The 22,551-nt window shown below is 66.5% G+C and carries 15 protein-coding genes and 3 pseudogenes; 11 read left to right on the top strand and 7 right to left on the bottom strand.

Annotated elements, in window-relative coordinates; all coding sequences use genetic code 11:
- Positions 1-74: 74 nt before the first annotated feature.
- From GQ56_RS0126150 to GQ56_RS39575, 5 genes and pseudogenes are all read left to right on the top strand, one after another.
- Positions 75-3,614 carry an ABC transporter ATP-binding protein/permease gene (locus tag GQ56_RS0126150; RefSeq protein WP_031401457.1) on the top strand — a complete coding sequence of 1,180 codons (3,540 nt, stop codon included), beginning with the start codon at positions 75-77 and terminating at the stop codon, positions 3,612-3,614.
- 306 nt (positions 3,615-3,920) lie between these two features.
- Positions 3,921-4,970 carry a C45 family autoproteolytic acyltransferase/hydolase gene (locus tag GQ56_RS0126145; RefSeq protein ID WP_031401456.1) on the top strand — a complete coding sequence of 350 codons (1,050 nt, stop codon included), beginning with the start codon at positions 3,921-3,923 and terminating at the stop codon, positions 4,968-4,970.
- A 15-nt stretch (positions 4,971-4,985) separates the two neighbouring features.
- On the top strand, positions 4,986-6,320 hold the full coding sequence (locus tag GQ56_RS0126140) for an aspartate aminotransferase family protein (RefSeq protein WP_031401455.1): 1,335 nt from the start codon (positions 4,986-4,988) through the stop codon (positions 6,318-6,320).
- 37 nt (positions 6,321-6,357) lie between these two features.
- Entirely contained in the window at positions 6,358-6,912 is a 555-nt protein-coding gene (locus GQ56_RS0126135; protein ID WP_031401454.1) for a carboxymuconolactone decarboxylase family protein, read from the top strand.
- Positions 6,913-7,121: 209 nt separating this feature from the next.
- Positions 7,122-7,686: pseudogene (locus tag GQ56_RS39575) on the top strand (aspartyl/asparaginyl beta-hydroxylase domain-containing protein); the annotation flags it as partial.
- 105 nt (positions 7,687-7,791) lie between these two features.
- Here the strand turns inward: GQ56_RS39575 and GQ56_RS0126125 are convergent.
- From GQ56_RS0126125 to ahpC, 3 genes are all read right to left on the bottom strand, one after another.
- On the bottom strand, positions 7,792-9,042 hold the full coding sequence (locus GQ56_RS0126125; protein WP_235212760.1) for a lipase family protein: 1,251 nt from the start codon (positions 9,040-9,042) through the stop codon (positions 7,792-7,794).
- Between the two features lie 367 nt (positions 9,043-9,409).
- Entirely contained in the window at positions 9,410-11,008 is a 1,599-nt protein-coding gene (gene ahpF / locus GQ56_RS0126120) for an alkyl hydroperoxide reductase subunit F (RefSeq protein ID WP_031401452.1), read from the bottom strand.
- Between the two features lie 117 nt (positions 11,009-11,125).
- Positions 11,126-11,689, bottom strand: coding sequence for an alkyl hydroperoxide reductase subunit C (gene ahpC, locus GQ56_RS0126115; protein WP_031401451.1), 564 nt, complete (start codon positions 11,687-11,689; stop codon positions 11,126-11,128).
- A 284-nt stretch (positions 11,690-11,973) separates the two neighbouring features.
- Between ahpC and GQ56_RS0126110 the strand changes: the two genes are divergently transcribed.
- Positions 11,974-13,173, top strand: a complete 1,200-nt coding sequence (locus GQ56_RS0126110) for an MFS transporter (protein WP_161788577.1) — start codon at positions 11,974-11,976, stop codon at positions 13,171-13,173.
- A gap of 43 nt (positions 13,174-13,216) precedes the next feature.
- Here GQ56_RS0126110 and GQ56_RS0126105 read toward each other — a convergent pair whose 3' ends face one another.
- Together GQ56_RS0126105 and GQ56_RS0126100 are read right to left on the bottom strand one after the other, a co-directional pair.
- The gene (locus GQ56_RS0126105) at positions 13,217-14,164 is read right to left on the bottom strand and encodes a LysR family transcriptional regulator (protein ID WP_052007332.1); all 948 of its coding nucleotides are present in this window, start codon (positions 14,162-14,164) and stop codon (positions 13,217-13,219) included.
- 196 nt (positions 14,165-14,360) lie between these two features.
- Positions 14,361-15,257, bottom strand: coding sequence for a LysR substrate-binding domain-containing protein (locus tag GQ56_RS0126100; protein WP_031401448.1), 897 nt, complete (start codon positions 15,255-15,257; stop codon positions 14,361-14,363).
- A 177-nt stretch (positions 15,258-15,434) separates the two neighbouring features.
- Between GQ56_RS0126100 and GQ56_RS0126095 the strand changes: the two genes are divergently transcribed.
- The 5 genes and pseudogenes from GQ56_RS0126095 to GQ56_RS0126070 form a co-directional block, all read left to right on the top strand.
- Entirely contained in the window at positions 15,435-16,601 is a 1,167-nt protein-coding gene (locus tag GQ56_RS0126095; RefSeq protein ID WP_031401447.1) for a branched-chain amino acid ABC transporter substrate-binding protein, read from the top strand.
- Between the two features lie 28 nt (positions 16,602-16,629).
- A complete protein-coding gene (locus tag GQ56_RS0126090; protein WP_031401446.1) occupies positions 16,630-17,154 on the top strand; it encodes an L-2-amino-thiazoline-4-carboxylic acid hydrolase in 525 nt (174 codons plus the stop codon).
- On the top strand, positions 17,147-18,412 hold the full coding sequence (locus GQ56_RS0126085; RefSeq protein WP_031401445.1) for a Zn-dependent hydrolase: 1,266 nt from the start codon (positions 17,147-17,149) through the stop codon (positions 18,410-18,412). The genes GQ56_RS0126090 and GQ56_RS0126085 overlap by 8 nt, the downstream gene beginning before the upstream one ends.
- A 312-nt stretch (positions 18,413-18,724) precedes the next feature.
- A pseudogene (locus GQ56_RS47260) lies at positions 18,725-19,401 on the top strand (transposase); the annotation flags it as partial.
- A 561-nt stretch (positions 19,402-19,962) separates the two neighbouring features.
- Positions 19,963-20,196, top strand: a pseudogene (locus GQ56_RS0126070) (integrase core domain-containing protein); the annotation flags it as partial.
- Between the two features lie 38 nt (positions 20,197-20,234).
- On the opposite strand, the gene GQ56_RS47390 reads toward GQ56_RS0126070, so the two are convergent.
- A complete protein-coding gene (locus GQ56_RS47390) occupies positions 20,235-20,807 on the bottom strand; it encodes a primase 1D-like protein (RefSeq protein WP_456059104.1) in 573 nt (190 codons plus the stop codon).
- Positions 20,804-22,324, bottom strand: coding sequence for a dGTPase (dgt, locus tag GQ56_RS0126065; RefSeq protein WP_075123019.1), 1,521 nt, complete (start codon positions 22,322-22,324; stop codon positions 20,804-20,806). Before dgt ends, GQ56_RS47390 begins: the two co-directional genes overlap by 4 nt.
- Between the last annotated feature and the right edge of the window lie 227 nt (positions 22,325-22,551).

The following is a 22,551-nucleotide window of genomic DNA, read 5'->3' as shown; positions in this document are numbered from 1 at the left end:
CCGCGCGCGGACGGCGCGGGTAGCCTCGATCCGGTCACAAGAAAACAGCAACGCAACATCGACTGGAGGGTTTCATGTATTTCGACCGGCGACTATGGGCCATGATGGCGGGGCTGCGCGGGCGGGTGGCCGCGGCCGTCGCGCTCGGGCTGCTCGCGATGGGTGTCGGCATCCTGCGCTTCGTGTTTCTCGGCCGCGTGCTCGCGCTGGTCTTTTCCGGCGCGTCCGTCCGCAGCATCGGCGAAGCCGTCGCCGCAACGGCGGCCTGCGTGCTGCTGCGCGCATGGCTCGACCATCGCCGCACGGTGCTTGCGCAGCACACGGCCGGGCGCGTGCAGGCGGCGCTGCGCGCGCGGCTGTTCGACCGGATCGCCGCGCTCGGCCCGGCCTGGTTCAGCGGCGAACGCACGGGCGGCGTGATGCTGGCCGTCGTCGACGGCGTCGAGCAACTGCAGACCTTCTTCGGCGTCTACCTGCCGCAGCTCGTGATCGCCGCGTGCGCGCCGCTCATGATCTTCGCGGTGCTCGCGTGGTGGGACGTGCCGACGGCCGCGATCCTGCTGGTCGGGGCGCTCGTCACGCTCGCGCTGCCGCAGCTCGTGCACCGCGCCGACAGGCGCGCGGCGCTCGCGCGCTCGGCTGCCTTCAAGGCGTTCGGCGAGGAGTTCCTCGACGCGGTGCAGGGCCTGCCGACGCTGAAGGCGTTCGGGCAAAGCACCGCGTTCGGCGCGAAGCTGGCCGCGAAGGCGCGCGCGCTGTCCGACAGCACGTTCTGGGTGCTCGCGCTCGGCCTGCTGACGCGGTTTTTCACCGATCTCGGCACCGGCCTCGGCGCGGCCGTCGCGATCGCGGTCGGCGCGTGGCGCGTGCAGCATGGCGACATGAGCCTCGAGGCGTTGCTGATCGTGCTGATGGCCGGCAGCGAGATCTTCCGGCCGCTGCGCGACCTGCGCTCGGTGCTGCACCAGGGGATGATCGGCCAGTCGGCGGCGAATGCGATCCACGCGCTGCTCGACGCGCGCGGCGACGCGCCGGCCGACGGCGCGTCGCGCGTTGCGGCCCTGCGGCCGGAGATCGCGTTCGACGGCGTCCGTTTCGCGTATCCGGGGCGCCGCGCGGACGCGCATGCGGCGCTGAGCTTCTCGGTGCGCGAGGGCGAGACGGTCGCGATCGTCGGCCCGAGCGGCGCGGGCAAGTCGACCATCGTGCGGCTGCTGCTGCGCCAGCACGACGCGCAGGGCGGCGCGATCCGCATCGGCGGCCACGACGTGCGCACGCTCGACGCCGGCCAGGTGCGCGAGATGATCGCGGTCGTCGCGCAGGACGCGACGCTGTTCGACGGCAGCGTCGCCGACAACCTGCGGCTCGGCCGCCCCGATGCGAGCGACGCGGACATGATCGCCGCCGCGCGCGCGGCCAACGCGCACGATTTCATCGCGGCGCTGCCCGACGGGTACGCAACCCGCATCGGCGAACGCGGCCTGATGCTGTCGGGCGGCCAGCGCCAGCGCCTCGCGATTGCCCGCGCGCTGCTGCGCGACGCGCCGATCCTGCTGCTCGACGAGGCGTTGTCGTCGGTCGACGCGGAGAACGAGGCGCTGATCCAGCAGGCGCTCGACCGGCTGACGCGCGGGCGGACCACGCTGGTGCTCGCGCACCGGCTCTCCAGCGTGATCGGCGCCGATCGCATCCTGGTGCTCGACCAGGGGCAGGTGGTCGACGAGGGCACGCACGCGGCGCTGATCGCGCGCGACGGCCCGTATCGTCGGCTGATGGGGCCGCAACTGGAGGCGGTCGCCGATGCCGTCGGCGCGACGGCCACGGCCGGTGCGACCGCACGCGCATCGTCGGGCCCGCAGGTGCGGCCGCTGAACGACGACGCGGCGGCGATCGGCTGGGCGGAGACCCTGCGGACGCTGCTGCGGTTCGTGCGCCCGTGGATGGGCAAGGTCCTGCTGACCGTGCTGTTCGGGATCGGCCGCGTGCTCGCGTTCATCGGCGTCGGCGTGATCGGCGCGAAGGTGGTCGGCGAGGTGTCGGCCGGGCACGCGAGCGGCGCGCTCGTCGTCGCGCTGCTCGTGATCGCGCCGGTGGCGGCCGCGCTGCACTGGCTCGAATCGTGGCTCGCGCACGACATGGCGTACCGCCTGCTCGCGGAAATGCGCATCGCGCTGTTCGCGACGCTCGAACGCCTCGCGCCGGCCGGGCTGCTGCGCCGCCGGTCCGGCGATCTCGTGTCGCTCGCGACGCAGGACGTCGAGACCGTCGAGTATTTCTACGCGCATACGCTGGCGCCCGCGTTCGTCGCGGTGCTCGTGCCGGCCGCCGTGGTGGTGCTGCTCGCGTCGGTCGCGTGGCCGCTCGCGCTCGTGCTGCTGCCGTTCCTGCTGTGGGCCGGGCTGGCGCCGGTGCTGGCGCGGCGCGACGTCGACCGGCTCGGCACCGGCGCGCGCGAGGCGCTGGGCCAGCTCGGCGCGCACCTGACCGAGACGATCCAGGGGCTCGCGGAGCTGACCGCATTCCAGGCGGTCGCGCGCCGGCGATCGGCGTTCCTGGCCGAAGTCGACGCGTATCGCGCACAGCGCGCGAAGCTGCTCGACGACCTGTCGCGGCAGAGCGCCGCGCTGGAAATCGCGAGCGGGCTCGGCGGCCTGGCCGTCGCGGCGCTCGGCGCGCTGCTGTGCGCGCGCGGCTGGTTTCCGCGCGAATCGCTGCCGTTGCTGGTGCTGGTGGCCGTGGCCGCGTTCATGCCGGTCGCGGAAATCGGCCAGGTCGCGCGCCAGCTCGCCGACACGATCGCGTCGACGCGCCGCCTGCGCGCGCTGGAGAAGGAGCCCGTGACCGTGACCGACGGCACGCACGCGATGCCCGTCGATCCGGCGGTGCGGTTCGAGGCGGCGTCGTTCACCTATCCGGGCCGCGGCGTGCCCGCGATCGACCGCGTGAGCTTCGAGGTGCCGCCCGGCAGCACGGTGGCGCTGGTCGGCGCGTCGGGCGCCGGCAAGTCGACGGTCGCGAGCCTGCTGCTGCGCTTCTGGGATCCGCAGCAGGGACGCGTGACGCTCGGCGGCGTCGACCTGCGCGACCTGCGGCTCGACGATCTGCGGCGGCACATCGCGCTCGTCGCGCAGGATACCTACCTGTTCAACGACACGCTCGAGGCGAACATCCGGCTGGCCGCGAACGACGCCACCGACGCGGACGTGCAGCGCGCGATCGATCATGCGGCGCTCGGCGAATTCGTCGCGCGGCTGCCGGACGGGCTCGCGACGCGCGTCGGCGAACGCGGCGTGCAACTGTCGGGCGGCCAGCGCCAGCGCGTCGCGATCGCGCGTGCGTTCCTGAAGGACGCGCCCGTGCTGATCCTCGACGAGGCGACGTCCCATCTGGACACGATCAGCGAGCAGCAGATCCGAGCGGCGCTGGAGGACCTGATGACGCAGCGCACGTCGATCATCATCGCGCACCGGCTGTCGACCGTGCGCAATGCCGACCTGATCCTCGTGATCGAGCACGGCAGCGTGATCGAGGCCGGACGCCATGCGGACCTGCTGGCGCGGCACGGCGCGTATGCGCGGCTCGTGTCGCATCAGGCGAGCGGGGTGGCGGTGTGACGGGCGGCTGAGGGGCGCTGAAGGGCGCTGAAGGGCGTTGAAGGGCGTTGAAGGGCGTTGAAGGGCGCTGAAGGGCGCTGAAGGGCGTTGAAGGGCGCTGAAGGGCGTTGAAGGGCGCTGAAGGGCGTTGAGGGGCGCGGCGCCGGTGTTGTCCGCGCCGGTCTATTGACAACATATGTTGTGTGATTGTCTAATTCCTCATCGCGTGTTGCCATGCGCGGGCTGCGGGCGTTCCGGCATCATGAAGCCGGCCGCGCCAGCCGCGCGCAGGCCGCACGCCACAGGAACCAGACCCTTTCGCCCGACATGCCGCTTTCCCTTGCTCCCGTCATCGCCGGCGCGCCGTTCGACATCGGCGTGCGCCTCGGCGAGCTCGCCCGTCCTGTTTTCGACGAATACATGCGGCAAAGCCGCGCGTGGCAGGCCGTGCGGCGCTGGCGCGGCCATCCGTTCGTCGAGGCGCTGCGGCAGGCGGCGCTGGCCACGTACCCCGATCTCGTCGCGGAACTGGACGGGATCGCGGCGGGCATCGGCTGGCCGGCCGAAGATATTTTCCTGTGGAATTGCCGTGGCGAGCTGATCCACAACGCGCCGGACGGCTGCACGACGCTCGCCGCGCGCGGTGCGGACGGCACGCGCTGGATCGCGCACAACGAGGACGGCGATCCGTTCCTGCGCGAGCGCTGCCTGCTCGTCGACGTGCGGCCCGACGGCAAGCCGGGCTTCATCAGTTTCTACTATCCCGGCTCGCTGCCGGGGCATACCTTTGCCGCGAACCGCGCGGGCATCGCGCAGGCGATCAACAACCTGCGGATCGAGACGCCCGCGCCGGGCGTGCCGCGCATGATCCTTGCCCGCGCCGTGCTCGATGCGGCGTCGCTCGACGAGGCCGCCGGCGTGCTGCGCGCGAACGCCCGCGCGAGCGGCTTCCACCATACGCTCGGCGCGACCGGCGACACGCGGCTCCTGAGCATCGAGGCGAGCGCCGCGCGCTGCTCGGTCGTCGATGTGTCGAGTCTTGCCGGGCACGCGAATCATCTCGTGCATCCGGGTTGTGAAGCCGAAGCGCAGATCGTCACGCAATCGTCGGCCGATCGCCAGCGGCGCGTCGACGCGCTGACAGCCGGGATCGACGCCGTCGACGAAGCCGCGCTGCTGCGCGTGCTCGGCGATCGCGCGCCGCAAGGGCTGCCGATCCATCGCGACGACCCGGCCGATCCCGACGACGAGAACACGCTGGCGACCGCGGTGTTCGCGATCGGCGCGGCGGCGATCGACGTCACCATTCACCAGCACGGCACGCAGCGTTTCGCGACGCGCATCGTGCCGTCCGGACGCGCGCACCGCGCATCCTGATCCATGAGGCAACGCATGACGACCGTATTCCATCGCGCTCCGCGCGCCACCTTGCCCGTCGCCGTCGCAGGCGACGGCATCGAGATCGTCGATTCGACCGGCAAGCGCTATATCGACGCATGCGGCGGCGCGGCCGTCTCGTGCCTCGGCCACAGCAACGCACGCGTGATCGACGCGATCAAGCGGCAGGCGCGGCAACTCGCGTACGCGCACACGTCGTTCTTCACGACCGACGTCGCCGAGGAGCTGGCCGACCGGCTCGTCGCCGCCGCGCCGGCCGGCCTCGAACACGTGTATTTCGTGTCGGGCGGCTCGGAAGCGGTCGAGGCCGCGCTGAAGCTCGCGCGCCAGTATTTCGTCGAGAAGGGCGAGCCGCAGCGCCGTCATTTCATCGCACGGCGCCAGAGCTATCACGGCAACACGCTCGGCGCGCTCGCGATCGGCGGCAATGCATGGCGGCGCGAGCCGTTCCTGCCGCTGCTGATCGAAGCGCATCACGTCAGCCCGTGTTACGCGTATCGCGATCAACTTGCCGTCGAAACCGACGAAGCATATGCGCAGCGGCTGGCCGACGAACTCGAACGGAAGATCGTCGAACTCGGCGCGGAAAACGTCGCGGCGTTCGTCGCGGAAACGGTCGTCGGCGCGACGGCCGGCGCGGTGCCGCCGGTGCGCACGTACCTGAAGAAGATTCGCGCCGTGTGCGACAAATACGGCGTGCTGCTGATCCTCGACGAGATCATGTCGGGGATGGGGCGCACCGGCTACCTGTACGCGTGCGACGAGGACGATGTCGCGCCCGACCTGCTGACGATCGCGAAAGGGCTCGGCGCGGGCTACCAGCCGATCGGCGCGACGCTCGTCAGCGACCGCATCTACCGGACGATCGTCGACGGGTCGGGTTTCTTCCAGCATGGCCACACGTATCTCGGCCACGCAACCGCCTGCGCGGCCGCGCTCGAAGTGCAGCGCGTGATCGCCGAAGAGAAACTGCTCGACAACGTGAAGGCGCGCGGCGAGCAGTTGCGCGCATCGTTGCGCGAGCACTACGGCAAGCATGCGCATGTCGGCGACGTGCGCGGGCGCGGCCTGTTCGTCGGCGTCGAACTCGTGCGCGATCGCGACAGCCAGGCGACGTTCGATCCCGCGCTGAAGCTGCATGCCGCGGTCAAGCGCGAAGCGATGCAGCGCGGGTTGATGGTGTATCCGATGGGCGGGACGATCGACGGCGTCCACGGCGACCACATCCTGATCGCGCCGCCGTTTATCTGCACCGCGCAGCAGATCGATACGATCGTCGAGCGGCTGTCGGGCGCGATCGACGCGGCGCTCGCGGCCGTCGGCGCATGACGGCTTCGTTGCACTGAACCTCACCCGGATCATCGCCATGACGAACAGACTGCCCCCTTTCGATCCCGCGTCGGCCACCGACGCACAGAAGGCCGTGCTGGCCGACATCCTGAGCGGCCCGCGCGGCAACCTGAACGGGCCGTTCCTCGGCTGGATCGCGAGCCCCGAGCTGGCCCAGCATGCGCAGAAGCTCGGCGCGTTCTGCCGCTATCGCACGGGCCTGCCGCTGCGGCTGTCGGAGCTTGCGATTCTCGTGACGGCCGCACGCTGGCGCTCGCAGGCCGAGTGGCATATCCACCATCCGATCGCGCTCGACGCGGGCGTGCCGGCCGCGACGGCCGACGCGATCCGGCTCGGCGCCGCGCCCGTATTCGAGTCGGACGACGATGCGCTGATCTACGCGTTCGCGACCGAGCTGTACGACACGCGGCGCGTTAGCGACGCGACGTTCGCGCGCGCCGAGGCGCGCTTCGGCCACGAGACCGTCGTGAACCTCGTCGCATTGCTGGGCTATTACGCGCTCGTCGCGATGACGCTGAACACGTTCGGCATGCGCGCCGACGGACAAACTGATTTGCCGTTTCCGGAGTAATCGCTGCCCGCCGCGCGTGTCGGCGCCGCGCCGCGCGCGACGTCGATCGCCTGCCGAAGCCCGTCCGCATGGGCCTTGCGGCGTTTCCGCACGGGCCAGTGCGCAGCCCCGTCGCGTCGTGTCGACTCACACGCCGCCACCGGCACGCCAGCGCAGAGAATTTTCCCCGTGCCTGGAATTTCCTCAGGCAGATTACGGGGAAAATATCGATGCGCCGGGTCTTGCTCATCGTGTTCATCGCGTGCGTCGTCCACACGCATCGGCGCGGCAGGGTACGGCACAGGTTGTTCACGGTCATTCGACCTTTACCGCGCCGCTGAACTGTTTTTCATATGCGTTCTCGTCGGTGCCGATCACGCCGTTTCTCGATACGCGGCAGTTTCCGGTTCTTGCGGTGCTGCAGCGCGAATGGCGCACGTTTCGCGGCGAGGCGCTTGCGTTGCGCGACGCGAGCCGGATCAAGGCGTTGGGCGAGTACAACGACATCGGCTTCAATTCGTTCTTTCGCAACGGCTGGAAGCGCTTCTACCTGAAGTGATACGACGCGCCGCATTCGTCCGCGCAGGCGTTGTGCCGGCGCCCGGTCGAGATCCTGTCGCGCATTCCGTCGATCAGGGCGGCGATGTTCGTGCATCTGCCGCCGGGCGGCAAGCTCGGGCTGCATCGCGACCCGTATGCGGGCCGCTACGCCATCACCGGGGGCTCGACACGCCGAATGCGAACGACGACGCGCGCCGGTTTATCCTCGGGCGTGAATCCGGTGGCTGCCGCGATGACCGAACAACTGGTCCGGGCGTCGAGCAGTTTCGGGGCGACGGGCGCAGGCACGGCCGCCGCCGCTGCCGCGAAGCGAGGCCGGCGGTTGCGCGGCAAACGGGATCACGACGCGTCGGCGTCTGCTCGGGGCGGCACGGGTAAAGCGGCGCAATTGCCGTCGAGGCGTTCGCCTGCAAACGCCTTCGCGACGAACCGGGTCGAATCGGGCAGCGAGCCGTTGACGGTTCCGGAGTGATCGAGCGCCGGATAGAAGTGCCATTCGATCCGGTCGCCGGCGCGGCATGCGTCGGTGGCGAGCGCGATCTGGTCCGGCACGAACACGTCGCGATCCTTGCCGCCGGTGCCGATGAAGATCGGAATGTCCGATTTCAGCGCCGGATACGCGGCTTCCCGGCTGATCGCCGCAAACGCCCGCCTGGGCGAGCGCTTGAAGCTGTCGTCGTAGGTGAGCCCGTCCGCGACGATCCGTTTTTCGAGTGCGTGCAGGCAGTCGTGCCGGCTGAGCTGGAACGCCGGCATCGCCCGGTCGCTCAGGTAGTCGGCGGGGACGAACGCGGGGTCGAGCAGCGCGGCGGTTCCCATGCGCAGCATGTCGTACGCGAAGGTCGGGACGACCGACCGGTGCGCGTCCGCCCGCTCGGCGTCGGCCGCGTGGTTGTGAACGGCCGCATAGGGCGTGCCGGTTGCCACCACGCCGGCAACGGCCAGTTCGGGCGCATAGGATTTCGCATAGACGGCCGTCGCGAACGCGGCGCGGGCGCCTTGCGACTGCCCGAACACGACGGTGCGGGACGTCAGGTCGAAGTCGCCGTGCTGCACCGCGCGGATGCTGTCGAGTACGTTGTATGCGAGCGGGCGTGTCAGCCCGTACGGATGCACGCCGGGCGCGCCGAGGCCCTGATAGTCGGTCGCGACGATCGCGTAGCCGCGGGCCAGCCATGCATTCAGGTAGCGTGCGTCGCGTTCGCTGCGGTGCGCGAGCGACGGTGCGCATACCGTGGCGCTGCCGACGGTGCCGTGCGCCCACGCCAGTAGCGGCCAGCCGCCGTGCGGCGGCGTTCCTTTCGGCAGAAACAGCGCGCCGGACACGACGACCGGCGTGTGGCCGTCAACGCCGTCGGTCGACGTGTAGAGCAGCCGGATGTTCTTTCCGGCCTCGGCGAGGCTTTGTTCAGGCGTCAGCGGCTCGGTGCGCAGCAATTGTCCGGGCGTTGCCGGGACGGCGTCGCTCCATGCGTAGAAGGCCGGAACGACGGCCTCCCGTGCGGCAGGGAGCGGTTCGGCCGCCCATGCCCGCGTGCCGGCGGCGGCGAGGGCCAGGACAAGGAATCGCTTGAGCATCGTGCCGATCATGGTCGGGGGTTCTCCGTTTCCGCGCAGGTTCGACGAAGACTACGCCCGATCCCGGCGGTCGCGCAAACGAAGTGTTGACGGCGGGCTGTCGCACCGGCGATGCGGCGCGCCGGCCGGTCGTCGGTCGTCGGTCGCCGGGTCGCCGGGTCGTCACGTACGCAGGGCGGCGGCCCGGTGCGGTGCGGCGGTGAACGGTCTGCGGCTGGAAAGCGCCGGGTCGAGGCCGGCCGCGCCGCGAGGCGGGCGGGTTTCGACCGGCATTGCGTCGCGCCTCGGCGACGATCCGGAATAAAAAAGACCCCGCACGCCGACCAAGGCATGCGAGGCCAAGAGAGACCGATTGCTGCAGCGTCGCGCTGCCGGTGCGTTACGCCGCGACCGCTTCTTCGGCTTGCGGCTGCGCGGCGGCTGCCGGCGCGACGTCCTGGCGGATCAGGTGATCGAACGCGCCGAGCGACGCCTTCGCCCCTTCGCCGACCGCGATCACGATCTGCTTGAACGGCACCGTCGTTACGTCGCCTGCCGCGAACACGCCCGGCACCGACGTCGCGCCGCGCGCATCGACGACGATCTCGCCGTGCTTCGACAGTTCGACCGTGCCTTTCAGCCATTCGGTGTTCGGCACGAGGCCGATCTGCACGAACACGCCTTCGAGATCGATGCGCCGCGTGTCGCCCGAGCGCAGATCCTTGTAGACGAGCCCGTTCAGCTTGCTGCCGTCGCCGGTCAGCTCGGTCGTCTGCGCCTGCGTGACGATCGTCACGTTGGGCAGGCTGCGCAGCTTGCGCTGCAGCACTTCGTCCGCGCGCAGTTGCGCGCCGTATTCGATCAGCGTCACGGCGCTCACGATGCCGGCGAGGTCGATCGCGGCCTCGACGCCCGAGTTGCCGCCGCCGACCACCGCGACGCGCTTGCCCTTGAACAGCGGGCCGTCGCAGTGCGGGCAGTACGCGACACCGCGGTTGCGGTATTCGCGCTCGCCCGGCACGTTGATTTCGCGCCAGCGCGCGCCGGTCGCGAGGACGATCGTCTTCGCCTTCAGCACCGCGCCGTTCGCGAGGCGGATCTGGTGCACGTCGCCGGGGATCAGCGCGTCGGCGCGCTGCACGTCCATGATGTCGACGTCGTATTGCTTCACGTGCTGCTCGAGCGCCGTCGCGAACTTCGGCCCTTCGGTTTCCTGCACCGACACGAAGTTCTCGATCGCCATCGTGTCGAGCACCTGGCCGCCGAAACGCTCGGCGACGACACCCGTCGCGATGCCCTTGCGCGCCGAGTAGATCGCTGCGGCCGCGCCCGCCGGGCCGCCGCCGACGATCAGCGTGTCGAACACCGGCTTGTTCTCGAGCGACTTCGCGGCGCGTGCGCCGGCGCCCGTATCGAGCTTCGCGAGGATTTCCTTCACGCTGCTGCGGCCCTGGCCGAACGAGGCGCCGTTCAGGAACATCGTCGGCACGGCCATGATCTGGCGCGACTCGACTTCATCCTGGAACAGCGCGCCGTCGATCGCGACGTGACGGATGCGCGGGTTGATCAGCGACATCACGTTCAGCGCCTGCACGACTTCCGGGCAGTTCTGGCACGACAGCGAGAAAAACGTCTCGAACGCGTAGTCGCCGTCGAGCGCGCGAATCTGTTCGATCACGTCGTCGTCGAGCTTGATCGGGTGGCCGCCCGTCTGCAGCAGCGCCAGCACGAGCGACGTGAATTCATGGCCCATCGGGATGCCGGCGAAGCGGATGCCGGCCGGCTTGCCGGGCTCGCCGATCGAGAACGACGGCTTGCGCTCGGCGTCGTCGCGGCGTTCGGTCACGGTCACGCGATCCGTCAGCGACGCAATCTCGTTCAGCAGCGCCAGCAGTTCCTGCGATTTCGCGCCGTCGTCGAGCGAGGCGACGAGTTCGATCGGGCGCGTGATTTTTTCGAGGTACGCTTTCAGTTGGTTCTTGAGATTGGCGTCGAGCATGGCGTTTCGGATTCCGTATGATTGTTTCTGGTCGGGCACGTCGTGCCGGGGGAGGGCGCGGGCCGCGCCGTGGCGGCCCGCTGTCGCGCGCCTCGTGCGAGGCGCGCGCGGCGATCGTCAGATCTTGCCGATCAGGTCGAGCGACGGGGTCAGCGTTTCCGCGCCCGGCGTCCACTTGGCCGGGCACACTTCACCCGGGTGCGCCGCGATGTATTGCGCGGCCTGCACCTTGCGCAGCAGCTCGCCGGCGTCGCGGCCGATACCGTTGTCGTGGATCTCGCACAGCTTGATCTCGCCTTCCGGGTTGATCACGAACGTGCCGCGCAGCGCCATCCCTTCTTCCTCGATCAGCACGTCGAAGTTGCGCGACAGCGTGAGCGTCGGGTCGCCGATCAGCGGGTACTTGATCTTGCCGATCGTCTCCGACGTGTCGTGCCATGCCTTGTGCGTGAAGTGCGTGTCGGTCGACACGCCGTAGATTTCGACACCCAGCTTCTGGAATTCCGCGTAGCGGTCGGCGAGGTCGCCCAGCTCGGTCGGGCAGACGAACGTGAAGTCGGCCGGGTAGAACACGACGACGGACCACTTGCCCTTGAAGTTCTCTTCCGAGACGGGCACGAATTCGCCGTTGTGGTAAGCGGTTGCCTTGAACGGCTTGATTTGGGTGTTGATGATCGGCATCTGGTGTGTTCCTTTGCGTCAGGGGTGAGTGGAGTGTTGCCAGTATCCGGGTTCACCCTGATCTTGTGAAATTGCTTGTTTCAATCCGAGGGATCGGGAATTTCTATCCGCTTCCGGCCCTTGATTGATGGAGGCGGGGCGGGGCACGGCATTCCGGAAGGTTTTTCCGGGAAGAAGCGAACCGCCCACGATGTTTCGGCGGGCCTGAAATGCGTACGCTGGCGTGTCATCGGTCGCCGCGGCGCGGCGGCCAACCCCACGTCAACGTATGGAGGGCGCCCGCCGTGGCGATTTCAACCCGCATCGACCAGGAACGAACCGACGCGAACCGTTTTGCGCTGCTTGCAATGGCCATGACGTCGTTCGGCGTCGGCACCACCGAAACCATCGTCACCGGCCTGCTGCCGGACATCGCCGGCAGCCTGTCGGTCCCGCTGTCGAGCGCGGGATTGCTGGTCAGCGCCTACGCATGGTGCGTGGCGATTGCGGCGCCGACGCTCACGGCGCTGACCCTGCGCGTGCCGAAGAAGCCGCTGCTGCTGGTCCTGCTGGCGATCTTCGTGCTCGCGCACGTCGTCTCGGCGCTGTCCGGCAGCTACGCCGTGCTGCTGATGTCGCGTTGCGTCGCGGCGGCGGTGCACGGCGTGGCGATGGGGATCGGCGTGGTGGTATCGGCCCATCTGGTCGACGAGCGCCGCCGGGCCCAGGCCGTTGGCGTGATGCTGTCCGGCATCACGCTCGCCAACGTGGCCGGCGTGCCGCTGGGCCTCTTCCTCGGCCACGCGTTTTCCGACTGGCATGCGCCGTTCTGGGCGATCGCGGGCTGGGGCGGCCTGTCGCTGCTCGCGCTCTGGAAGACGCTGCCGAACGACGTGAACCTGCACGTGACGTCGGTCGCAAGCGAGGTGGCCGTGTTCCGGGACGGCAGGATGCTGCTTTCCTATGCGGCGATGATCGTGGGTTTCGGCAGCACGTTCGTGGGTTTTACGTACATCGCGCCGATCCTGGAGAGCGTGGCGGCCTTCTCGCCGTCGAGCGTCACGTGGGTCCTGCTGGTGTTCGGGGCCGGCCTGAGCGCGGGAAACGCGGCGGGCGCGCGCTATGCAGATACATGGCCGCTGCGCACGGCCTTCGTCAGCCTCGCGTGTCTCGCGTGCGTGATGGGGTCGCTGGGCCTGGTCTATGCGACGAAATGGGCGGTGGTCGCGTACGTGTTCCTGTGGGGCGTCGCGTCGTATGCGTTCGTGCCGGCGCTGATCATGCGTATCCTCACCCGCGCCGGGCGTGCGCCGAATCTGGCGTCCGCGATGAACGTCAGTGCATTCAATGCCGGGATCGGCGGCGGCGCGCTGGTCGGCAGCCTGGTCGTCAAGGGCGGCGGCGCCGGTGTGGCGGCTACGCCGGTGGTCGGCGCGGCGGGCGCCGTGCTTGCCATCGTCCTGCTGACGCTGTCCGTCAAGGCCGGCGCGGACCGGGCCGAGTGAGCGGCCGCCGGGCCCGCGCCCGGATCGTCGCGGGCGGACGGCTTCAGGCGAGCGGCGTGACCTGTTCGGCGTTGGCGTCTGCGCGGGCTGCGTGCGCCTGCGTCTGCATCGTGAACAGGTTCTCGTGCAGGAAGTCGACGAAGGCGCGCAGCTTCGGCGACGGATGCTTGCTGGACGGCCACAGCACGCGGAACGCGCTGGAATGTCGTGTGTACGCGTCGAGTACGATCTGCAGCTCGTGTGCGGCGATCGCGTCGCGGACCGCGAAATCCGGCAGGCACGCAATGCCCTGGCCGGCTTTCGCGACCTGCAGCAGCGTCTCGACGTTGTTGCAGATCATCCGCGCCGGCAACGGCAGGCTTGCATCGGGCGAGTCGTCGCTGAGCGGCCACTTCTGGATCATGCCGGTGGTCGGGAAGCGGTGCTGGAGGCAGTCGTGCCCGCGCAGGTCGGCGGGGCGTTGCGGCACGCCCTTGCGCGCGAAGTAGCCGGGCGCTCCCACCAGCACCAGGCGAAACTCCCCCAACTGGCGCGACATCAGCCGCGAATCGTCGAGCGTGCCGGTGCGCACCGCCGCGTCGAAGCCCTCGTCGATCAGATCGACGAGCCGGTCGGAAAAGTGCACGTCGAGCTCGATTTCCGGATAGCGCTGCATGAACGCGGTGAGGGCGGGCACCATCAGCCCGCTCACGAGCGGCAGGCTGACCCGGAACTTGCCGCGCGGCGCGTCGAGCGCATGCAGCAGCTCGGTTTCCGCCGCCGCGGCTTCCGCGAGGATGTGCCGGCAGCGCGTCAGGTAGAGCGCGCCTTCGGCGGTCAGGTTCATGCTGCGGGTGCTGCGATGCAGGAGCTTGACGCCGAGGCGTTTCTCCAGCCGCGCGATGCTCTTGCCGACCGCGGACGCGGACAGCCCGAGTTGCTGGCCCGCGCCCACGTAGCTGCGCGCTTCGGCAACCTGGACGAACACCGTGATTCCGTTCAACTGATCCATGGTCGTTCCAATCCGAAGGATGTCCCGTGATCGATGGTCCTGGGGGAGTGACGCCGCGCCGGACCGGCCGTGAGAACCGGTCGACGGCGCCGGGCTGATGCGGCTTGCGCGCCGCGACCCGGCGGCCGGTCCGCCCTTGCGTGCGCACGTGCACACGTGCGTACTGGCGCAGGGCGGGGCGGCCGCGCATCCCGGCTCAGATCCCCGCCATCTTCCTCAACCATGCCGCCAGCCGCCGCGCGCCGTCCGGCAGGTCCGCGTCCTCGCGCGTGCACAGATAGTAATCGCGCCCGTCGTCGAGCGCGTGATCGAACAGCTTCACGAGTTCGCCGTTCGCCAGTTCGCGCTCGACCAGCGGCGCGCGCAGCAGCGCCGCGCCGAGATCCGCACGCGCGGCGCTCAGCGTGAGCTGGCCGTCCTCGAACATCGGCCCCACCGCATGCGACACGTGCCGCACGCCGGCGCCCTGCAGCCAGTTGACCCACGTGCTGCGATCCTCGTCGTGCACGAGCGGTGCGCGCGCGAGATCGGCCGGCGTGCGGAACGGCCCGTGACGCCGCAGGAACGACGGGCTGCACATCGGCACCATCGCGCCCGGCAGCAGCCGCTCGCAGTTGTAGCCGGGCCAGTCGCCGGTGCCGAAGCGGATCGACAGGTCGGACGCGTCGCTGCGGTAGTTGCGGTGATGGGCGTACAGCACCGTCACGTCGACGTCGGTGTTGTCGGCCAGGAACGCATGCAGCCGTGGAATGAACCAGCCGATGCCGAGCAGCGGAATCAGGCTCACGGTGATCTGCCGTAGCGACGAACGGTCGCGCACGAAGCGCGTCGCGCTGCGCAGCACCGAGAACGCCGCGCTGATCGAGCGGTAGTAGTCGCGCCCTTCGTCGGTGAGCGCGAGCAGCCGGCCCTCGCGCACCGTCAGCGGCGTCTGGATGAACGCCTCGAGCAGCTGCAGCTGATGGCTGACCGCCGACGGCGTGATGTCGAGCTCGCCCGCCGCCGCGGTGACCGACCCGAGGCGCGCGAAAGCTTCGAACGCACGCACCGCGCGCAGCGGCGGATCGTGCGGCAATTGTTCGATATTTTTCATGTATCGAATTTTATAGAAAAGTCAGGGTAAGCGACAACATAAAAATATTTAGTGTTTACAAGGATGTGAGTTAATGTGTCGGGAACGGCATAAGCATCCAACAATTGGATATTTGGGGTTTGAGGGCTCACTATTTAATATTTTTCATGTTTTGATCCGATTCACAGATCCCCGCACATGAAAATCGCATTTCTTCCCGCCAGCCTTGCCTTCTCGGCGGCCGCCCTGGTTGCCTCCGTTCCCGCGTTCGCGCAAGCCGCGCCGCAGACGATCCTGATCGGTCTCGCCGCGCCGCTCACCGGCCCGTCCGCACGGATCGGCAAGGATCTGCAGAACGGCGCGCAACTCGCGATCGACGACGCGAACGCGAAGCATCCGACGATCGGCGGCAAGCCGGTCGTCTACAAGCTCGTCGCGGCCGACGACCAGTCCGATCCGCGTACGGCCGTCGCGGTCGCGCAGCAACTCGTCGACCGGCACGTGATCGGTGTCGTCGGCCACTGGAACACCGGCTGCAGCGTGCCGGCGTCGCGCGTCTACCGCGATGCGGGCATTCCGCAGATCGCGCCGGCGTCCACCGGCCATCAATACACGCAGCAGGGCTATGCGACGGCCTTCCGCATCATGGGTCACGACGATGCGGGCGGCAACTTCACGGGCGCATACGCGGTGAAGACGCTGAAGGCGAAGCGCATCGCGGTGATCGACGATCGCACGTCGTTCGGTGCGGGGCTGGCCGACCAGTTCATCAAGGGCGTGCAGGCGAACGGCGGCGCGATCGTCGATCGCCAGTACGTGAACGACAAGACCACCGACTTCAGCGGCGTGCTGACCGCGATCAAGGGCAAGCGCGCGGATCTGGTGTTCTTCGGCGGGCTCGATGCGCAGGCCGCGCCGATGGCGCGCCGGATGCGCCAGCTCGGCGTGAATGCGCCGCTGCTCGGCGCGGGCGGCTTCGTGAGCCAGACTTTCCTGTCGCTCGCGGGCAAGGACGGCGACGGCGTGACGGCGCTCGAACCGGGCCTCCCGCTCGACCGGATGCCGGGCGGCAAGGCGTTCGACACGCAATACCAGGCGCGCTACCGCGCACCGATCGAGCTGCATGCGCCGTTCGCCTACGATGCGGCCGCGACGCTGATCGCCGCCGCGCAGAAGGCCGGCACGACGCAGCCGGCGAAGCTGGTCGCGGCGGTTCGTGCGATCGACCGGCCCGGCGTGACGGGGCGCATCGCGTTCGACGCCGAAGGCAACCTGAAGGACCCGGCCTTCACGATCTACCAGGTGCGCGATGGCAAGTGGACCGTCGTCGACGTGCTCGGCGGCTCGCGCACCACGGCCAAATAATCGACACAACGACGACAACATTCTCCCCATGACCGAAGCTACCCGGACATCCGCCGCCGCGCCCGAGGACACCCGCCTCGGGATCCTCGCGCGGCGCCGCATCGAGGCGGAAATCATCAAGCCGATCTACGAGATCATGAAACGCGAATTCGGCGCCGAGCGCGCCCAGGCCGTGATCGCGGAAGCCGTGCGCGGCGCGGCCGTCGACGCGGGCCGCACGTTCGCCGCGCAGGAACCCGAAGGCGCCAGCGTGAAGTCGTTCATCGCGCTGCAGGTGCTGTGGGAGAAGGACGATGCGCTCGACGTCGAGGTGCGCCGCGCGGACGATGCGCATTACGACTACGACGTGCGTCGCTGCAGCTACGCGGAGATGTATCACGCGATGGGGCTCGGCGAGATCGGGCATCTGCTGAGCTGCGCGCGCGACAGCTATTTCATCCAGGGCTATGCGCCGGACGTCGCACTCACGCGCACGAGCACGATCATGCAGGGCGGCAAGCGCTGCGATTTCCGCTACGCGCGGCAATCCGCACCGGAGAACGGCGATGCGTGACGACAACGCCATTGCGGACAACGTGCGCGTGCCGCGGGTCGACGGCCGCCGTCTGTGGGCGTCGCTCGAACGGATGGCGCAGATCGGCGCGACGCCGAAGGGCGGCGTGTGCCGTCTCGCGCTGACCGATCTCGATCGCGAGTCGCGCGACCTGTTCGTGCAGTGGGCGCGCGACGCCGGCTGCACGGTGCGCGTGGACCGGATGGGCAACGTGTTCGCGCGCCGCGCGGGCCGCGATCCCGCCGCCGCGCCGGTGATGACCGGCTCGCACGCCGATTCCCAGCCGACCGGCGGCCGTTACGACGGCATCTACGGCGTGCTCGGCGGGCTCGAGGTCGTGCGGGCGCTGAACGATGCGGGCATCGAGACCGAGCGCCCGATCGACGTCGTGATCTGGACCAACGAGGAGGGCTCGCGCTTCGCGCCGGCGATGGTGTCGGCCGGCGTGTTCTCGGGTGTCTATACGCTCGAATACGGGCTGTCGCGCACCGACGGCGCGGGCAGGACGATCGGCGAGGAACTCGCGCGGATCGGCTATGCGGGCGCCGAGCCCGTCGGCGGTTATCCGGTGCACGCGGCGTACGAACTGCATATCGAACAGGGCGCGATTCTGGAGCGGGCCGGCAAGACGATCGGCGTCGTGACGGCCGGGCAGGGGCAGCGCTGGTACGAGGTGACGCTCACCGGCGTCGACGCCCACGCGGGCACGACGCCGATGGCATTCCGCCGCGATGCGCTGGTCGGCGCGGCGCGCATGATTTCGTTCGTCGAGGTGCTCGGCCGCCGTTACGCGCCGGACGCGCGCGCGACGGTCGGGATGATCGAGGCGCGGCCGAACTCGCGCAACACGGTGCCGGGCGGCTGCTTCTTCACGGTCGAGTTCCGGCATCCCGACGACGCGGTGCTCGACGAACTGGACGCCGTGCTGCGGGCCGAACTTGCGCGCGTGGCCGACGAAACCGGTCTCGGCGTGCAGATCGAGCAGATCTTCACGTATGCGCCGGTGCCGTTCGCGCCGAACTGCATCGACACGGTGCGCGACGCGGCCCGGGCGCTCGGGCTGCCGCACATGGATATCGTGTCCGGGGCGGGGCACGACGCGTGCTACGTGGCGCGCGTCGCGCCGACGGGGATGATCTTCGTGCCGTGCGTCGACGGGCTGAGCCACAACGAGGCCGAAGCGATCACGCCCGAATGGGCGGAGGCGGGGGCCGATGTGCTGTTGCGGGCGGTGTTGCGGAGTGCGCAGGAAGTGTGAGCGTGAGCGCGCGGTGCGGCAGGCGGGTGTCTGGCGGGCCGCACCGGGTTGTGTCGGATGTGCGGTTTCGCGCGCCGTGTGGCAGGTCGTAATCAGCGACGTTGGACGGGTACGTTGAAACTGCCGCGACCGATGTTCTCGCCTGCTTGTGCAATCGACACCCCGATCGATGGTTCATCTACGGACGCAACGTCGACGATATGATTCAGGCACAGCGCCGCCCAGTGCTTGTATGGGCCGGGATGGTCTGTAGTGGTCTAATGAAACCGGACACTGATTCAGGCGAGAATGCTCGCCATGAAGAGGTGTCTGATGACCAAGCAACGACGGACGTTTTCCCCAGAGTTCAAACGGCAAGCCGCGAGCCTGGTGGTCGACCAGGGCTATAGCCATGTGGAGGCGAGCTGCTCGGTCGGCGTCGGCGAGACGGTGCTGCGCCGCTGGGTGCATCAGTTTCAAATGGAACGTCAGGGTGTCACGCCGCAGGGCAAGGCAATCACGCCGGATCAACAACGCATTAAGGAACTCGAGGCGCGCATCGAACGCCTCGAGCGTGAGAAGGCCATTTTAAAAAAAGCTACTGGGCTCTTGATGTCGGAAGGGATTGAACGTACGAAGTAATCGATCAGGTTTTCGAAGACGAATCTGTCGAGTTGGTCTGCGCTGTACGCGAGGATTGCTGTTCCATTCGGATCATGGGCGGACAATATGCAAACCGGAAATTCCGTCAGAGGCAGTGGCGCTATCGGATAAAGCAGAGAATGAGCCGTCGTGGAAATTTCTGGGACAATTCCCCGATGGAACGGCTGTTCCGCAGCTTGAAAACGGAATGGCTGCCGTCGGTGGGTTACATGTCGACACAAGAAGCACACCGGGATATCAGTCACTACCTGATGCAGCGGTACAACTGGATACGGCCGCATCAGTTCAATGACGGACTCGCACCGGCTGTCGCGGAAGAAAAACTTAACGCAGTGTCCGGAATGAGTTGGCCACTACACTGGGGAAGATCAAGACAAAGTGAGGTATTGAAAATGCAAAAATTCGAAATCAAGTACCCCAACTGGTACGACGAGCTCGCAGAATTTGAACATGAAAAAAAGGGATTTCTAGAAGGTGTTCTCGTCACATTAGAGGGGGGCGATGTACAACTGAATTTTTACGATATGACCAGGTTCGCTCAGGATGCGGCGGATGATGTCCGTAACAACGGATTCTTTTATATGACAGGCGTCGTGATCGTCGAGAGTGTTTCAAGGACACATATGGAGGCTGCGGCACAAAGGATCGTTGAGGATGGACTGGCCCCATAAGTACGACTTGGTTCGATGGTTGTGCACTTCGACCTTATGGAAATTTCGCAACGCCTTACTGCCAAAGGCGCACCACGGACTAGGCAGAGGCGCGATGCGGTTACGACGACGGTTACGTTCTGCGTCGAGGGCGTTGAGCTTCGTGATGTTGGTCTGAGGGAGCTGACACATAGTCGGGCCTGCACTACAACTGGCGCAGGTACTACGATCCGAACAGCGGCCGGTTTATTGGTAAAAAAGCCATTGACCACGCCAGTGTGTAGCCCGCAAAGTAACGGCATGGCCGAGAGCTTCGTGAAAACCATGACGCGCGACTATGTCGCCTTCATGCCGAAGCCGAATGCAGCGACCGCTGCAAGCAACCTGGCCATTGCGTTCGAGCATTACAACGAGAAGCATCCCCATAGCGCGCTGAAATACCGCTCGCCTCGCGAGTTCCGGCGCTCGATGGACTCAGCAACCTCAGTGTGACGCCGTGTCGGGGATTGCAGGGTCAACTCCACTGAGTACTACACTGTGCTCCGTGCAAGTGTTGGCCATCTAGTATAGTGGGCCGTATTCTTACTCCATCGCAAAGTCGAATAACCCGCGAGGAGTCTATGGCCAATCCATCTTGAATCCACAACAGGCTTGCGATTTGGGGCATTGCCCAAAAGCAGTAGCCCCATTAGACGCACCCACTGAGTTTTGGAGATAGGCAGGGTTCCATATGCATGGAATGACCGACCACTATCGAAGAACTGCAAGTCGATTCCGAGATGAGAGGTGGCCCATTTGGCCACCTCCGTGACCGGCCCGGACTTCACTGCGAAGTCAACCATGGGAATGTGCTTAATGCGTCGACCCCGCGTGAGTGTCGAATGCATCGCAAGTTCCTCGCCAGGAGCAAGTTGGCTGAGTTGATCTCCGAGCCATGCCGGCGTGACTTGCGCCAAAGGGACCTGGATCGGCGTGCGGTGATCATCAATAGATTGGGGCACGTAGGTATACCGGGAGAAGTGCGCATCCCAGCCTTCCCCGACGGCTGCGCACCACAAAGGCACAAGGCTGACAGGGTGGCGGTCAAGGTTTACGGATTTCATATATATCGAGAACCGCCTGTATAGAGGCGTTGGAAGCTGGCAATCGCGTAATCATCGGTCATGCCGGAGACATAGTCAGCCAACAGGTGGGCGCGCGCGAACCATTCCGCAATCTCCCGCTCCGCGGGGTCTGACACGGTTCCCGGGTTTGTATCTACAGCGTGCCGATAGGCGAGAATCTGTTTCTTCCCGAGGAAGCTGCAAAGCGTTGGCGCAAGCACATGCTCCAGGTTCGCCACAGGCTGTCCCTTTAACAAGTCGCACGCCTGGTCAGCACGCAGATCTAGAAGAATGCCGAAGCGATCGAGAAGGCCAGTGACTACCTCGTAAGCCAAGATCTCACGCTGTCGCACTACGCGACTTGTGTAAAGATACTCCCTAGAGAAGCCTTTGACGGCACCGAGCAGCTGGTCTGCGGTGTCGCTCTTGTCGAGTAGATCGAAATATGTGCCATCAAGGATTGCCTGTTGATGTCGGATGAACAGCCTTGCCCCCTCGTTGACCAATGCATTGGTCACAGTCGTTCTGAATGTCACATACCACGCGAGAGACGAGGTGTTTTCTTGCGGGCTATCGACATCGTCAGGTAAACGCAACAGGATGGCCTTTATTGTTGTATTCGCTTCTGGATCGGTCTTGCGCTTTAGCCATTTGACAAAATCTTGGCCCCTGATGATGTTCTTCTCGAGGGCGTCCTCAATGTCGCTGAGACAGTACGAGATATCATCGGCAGCTTCCATCAGGTAAGCGAGGGGGTGTCGCGTTCCCTCACTCATTCCTAATGCAGAGTGTACGCCACTCAATGTGTCTGCCTCGCTAAGGAAGACGCCGGATTTCTTGATCATTCTGCCATCCCGCTTTTTGCCAATGTGCTCCGTCGTCCATGGATACTTAAGCATGGCGGCAAGCTGGGTATGGGTTAAGTTGTAGCCGAACTGATCTTTGACCCACTGCAACTTGGTCGCGATTCGAAATCCTTGGGGGTTGCCGTCGAAATGCTGAAAGTCGCGGTAAAGGTGCTCGAAACGCTTGCGACTTCCCGTCGGAAACCTATCTCGAAATTTGTCTCGATGGTTCTCGAACCAAGTTTGGATGGTGCACTCACCGAAGTGGCCAAAGGGCGGGTTGCCAAGATCATGCATTAGGCAAGCGACCTCGACAAAGGTTACTATTGCGCCCGCCAACTCCAACGTACTCTCGTCTGATAAGGGGCCGAGCCACCCTCTTTTCAACATCTTTTTGGCTGCAATATCGGCGATATAGTGTCCAACTGCTGCGACCTCCAGAGAGTGTGTCAGACGTGTTCGGACTGATGCATTTAACTCTTGGTCGAATACTTGAGTCTTGGACTGCAACCGGCGAAATGCATTCGAAAAGAGTATTCGTCCTCGATCGCTCGCCGCCTCTACGGCGAGCGTTGGCTTGCGATCAGCTGTCGTGTGTCTGAATCGTGAGACTTGAAGCAATTGGCGATATCTTGTGGCGATATCGCGTTCCGTGTTCTTTTTTTGCGCCACCGCACTTCTCCTATTAAATTTGATAGCCGACGGAGGGAATGACTCGAAATTTCAGGGAAATTGAGGTGTGCGACTCGGTGCTTGCGGTGACCTCCTGATGATCTTATGCAGTGTACAGGCTGTTTTCCAGCGATTTGGAGGGTTGTAAGTTATGCCGCATCACCATTTGCCGGGATGTAGCCATTCCAGCACGGGCCAAACGGACGGTAAGGAGTTAGAGTCGCTAA

The organism is Burkholderia paludis (assembly GCF_000732615.1).
Lineage (GTDB): Bacteria > Pseudomonadota > Gammaproteobacteria > Burkholderiales > Burkholderiaceae > Burkholderia > Burkholderia paludis.
This window is presented reverse-complemented; position numbering and strand designations above follow the sequence as displayed.